Below are 2703 nucleotides of genomic sequence, written 5' to 3'. Positions count from 1 at the left end.
CAAATCAGGGCCGCTGTATTCCACAGCCAGCTCTTCTTCAGCAGATTCCTGTTCCTGGTTGGTAACGGTGGCTTTAAGCAGATTGTTACTCAAGTTCAGTTTGACGCTGCGGTGTTTGTCATTAGCCAGGATTGAGGCACGTGACAAGGCCTGTTTAAGCTCATCACGCTCAGCGATAACTTGTTTATCACCACCTACAGGTAAGACCCGTTCGTAGTTAGGAAATTGACCATCAATCAACTTGGAAGTGAAATGCATATCAGGCAATTCAACTTTCAACTGTTGTGGACTGATTGCCAAAGTCACATCATCAGCGACATCACCTAATAAACGGCCTAATTCCAAAATCGCTTTACGCGGCACAATGACAGTGTGCTTTTCATTGGCTTTTTCTGCTGTTTCTATGCTGCCTAATGCCAGTCTATGACCATCAGTGGCAACAGCTCGCAGGATATTGTCTTCCCGCTCAAGCAACAAACCATTCAGATAATAACGAACATCCTGGCTGGCCATGGCAAAACTGGTTTCATCAAGCAGATCTTTTAATGCTGATTGAGGAACCGTCAGTTGATCAAGGTAATTGGCACCTTCGCTATCCGGAAAATCCGTTGCAGGAAGTGTGGCTAATGAGAAACGACTTTTACCCGCCCGAACTAATGATTTGTTGTCTTCTGCCTGAAAACTGATGGTGGCGTTCGCGGGTAAGGCGCGCACAATATCCAGTAGTTTGCGGGCAGAAACAGTCGTTTCTCCTTCTTTGTCGACTGCAACCGGCAGTGTAGCAATCATTTCCAGTTCCATATCGGTACTGGTCATGGTCAGCTGCTGTCCCTGACAACGTAATAAAATGTTGGACAAAATAGGCAGGGTGGAGCGCCGTTCAACGATGCTGCACACCAGTTGTAAGGGACGGGCAATAATGTCTTGGCTCACAGTAAATTGCATGATGTCTCTCTCAGCTAGCTGGATAAAGTACGAAGTAAATTACGGTAATCTTCCGCGATGCGGTTATCAGTTTCTTTCAGTTCCACCACTTTACGACAAGCATGCAAAACTGTGGTGTGATCGCGTCCACCAAAAGCATCACCAATTTCCGGCAAGCTGTGACTGGTGAGCTCTTTTGCCAGCGCCATTGCTATTTGTCGGGGACGGGCAACCGAGCGTGTACGTTTTTTTGCCAGTAAATCGGATACCCGTATTTTGAAGTATTCTGCAACAGTTTTCTGAATACTTTCCAGTGTCACCAGTTTTTGATGTAACGCCAGCAGATCTTTTAACGCATCCTGCGCCATATCAATCGACAGTGGCTGATTTGTAAAGCGTGAAAAAGCCATCACTCGCTGTAAGGCACCTTCCAGATCGCGGACATTGGATTTAATGCGTTTAGCAATAAAAAAGGCCACATCATCCGGTAGGGTAATCAGATTTTGTTGCGCTTTTTTGATCAGAATCGCAACGCGGGTTTCCAGTTCGGGCGGTTCGATAGCAATGGTCAGGCCCCAGCCCAATCGTGATTGCAAGCGTTCATCAAGGTTTTCTACTTCTTTAGGGAATCGGTCACAGGTCAGAATGATCTGTCTTTGACCTTCCAGCAAACTATTAAACGTATAAAAGAACTCCTCCTGAGAGCGTTCTTTTTTGGCAAAGAACTGTATGTCATCGATTAATAAGGCATCGGCGCTACGGTAATGTGCTTTGAATTGATCAATGGCGTTATTGCGCAGTGCGGTAATCATATCCTGTACAAAACGTTCAGACGATAGATAAATGACTCGTGCTTTGGGATTGTTCTGTCGAATTTTATTACCAACGGCGAGCATCAAATGCGTTTTACCCAGCCCGGTTCCGCCATACAAAAATAAGGGGTTATAACCAGAAGTGCCGGGTGCCTCAGCCACATGTAAAGAGGCAGCACGGGCAATCTGATTGGATTTACCTTCAACATAATTATCAAAGGTAAACAACGGATTCATCGGGCTGCCAATCGCCGGGGAAGGTTCTGTTTCCGAAACTGCTATTGATGCGGGGGCTTTATCCGTTGTTTTGACACGACGTTTGGTTTTTTCGGCGGAAATGGAATCTTTGGTACCGACTTCAATTTCAATTTTACTGATGTTACCGTTGGTTAAACCCTTGATCAGCGCATTAATCTGTTGCTCAAGTTGCTCATGTACCCAGGCCTTTACATAAGGATTAGGTGCTAACAGTCGTAGGCTATCTTCGGTTTCAATGGCTTGCAGGGGGCGAAGCCACGTGTTCAGCTGTTGTGCCGAAAGATCACCTTCGAGATGGGATAGACATTTTTCCCAAAGGGGTGAAGACACAGCAACTCCTTGACTATTATAAGGTTTAGATAAAGCAGACTAACTAACTTCAAACAATTTAGGTGATAGTATAGCGTGTCAGGCAGGGCATCTAAAGTTATCTGCATGCGGGATGTTTGGCAAGTAAATAATATCGCCTGGCAGGATGAATGCGGTTTGACTTGTTATGCTCACAAACTCTATAATCCCATGTCTTTTGCCCCGGCTGTTTCCGTTCGAGAGACGCTTACCGGCTGCAAAACCATTGATATTCCTGGAGTTGGTAAAATGAAAAGAACTTTTCAGCCTAGTAATCTGAAGCGCAAGCGTACTCACGGTTTCCGCGCACGTATGAAAACTGTTGGTGGTCGTCGTGTTATTAACGCCCGCAGAGCCAAAG

3 protein-coding genes are annotated in these 2703 nt (G+C 45.7%); 1 reads left to right on the top strand and 2 read right to left on the bottom strand.

All coding sequences use genetic code 11. The annotated features are described in order from the left end of the window. Together dnaN and dnaA are read right to left on the bottom strand one after the other, a co-directional pair. A partial coding sequence (dnaN, locus tag B3O33_RS07380) for a DNA polymerase III subunit beta (RefSeq protein ID WP_292363302.1) occupies window positions 1-945 on the bottom strand: 945 nt, incomplete at its 3' end. A 14-nt stretch (window positions 946-959) separates the two neighbouring features. Further along, window positions 960-2324 carry a chromosomal replication initiator protein DnaA gene (gene dnaA / locus B3O33_RS07375; RefSeq protein ID WP_292363301.1) on the bottom strand — a complete coding sequence of 455 codons (1365 nt, stop codon included), beginning with the start codon at window positions 2322-2324 and terminating at the stop codon, window positions 960-962. A gap of 267 nt (window positions 2325-2591) precedes the next feature. Between dnaA and rpmH the strand changes: the two genes are divergently transcribed. Continuing rightward, a partial coding sequence (gene rpmH / locus B3O33_RS07370) for a 50S ribosomal protein L34 (RefSeq protein WP_292363306.1) occupies window positions 2592-2703 on the top strand: 112 nt, incomplete at its 3' end.

The sequence above is a fragment of the Methylophaga sp. UBA1464 genome, from assembly GCF_002325665.1.
Lineage (GTDB): Bacteria > Pseudomonadota > Gammaproteobacteria > Nitrosococcales > Methylophagaceae > Methylophaga.
The sequence above is the reverse complement of the archived record's forward strand: the minus strand, read 5'-3'. Positions and strand labels throughout refer to the sequence as shown.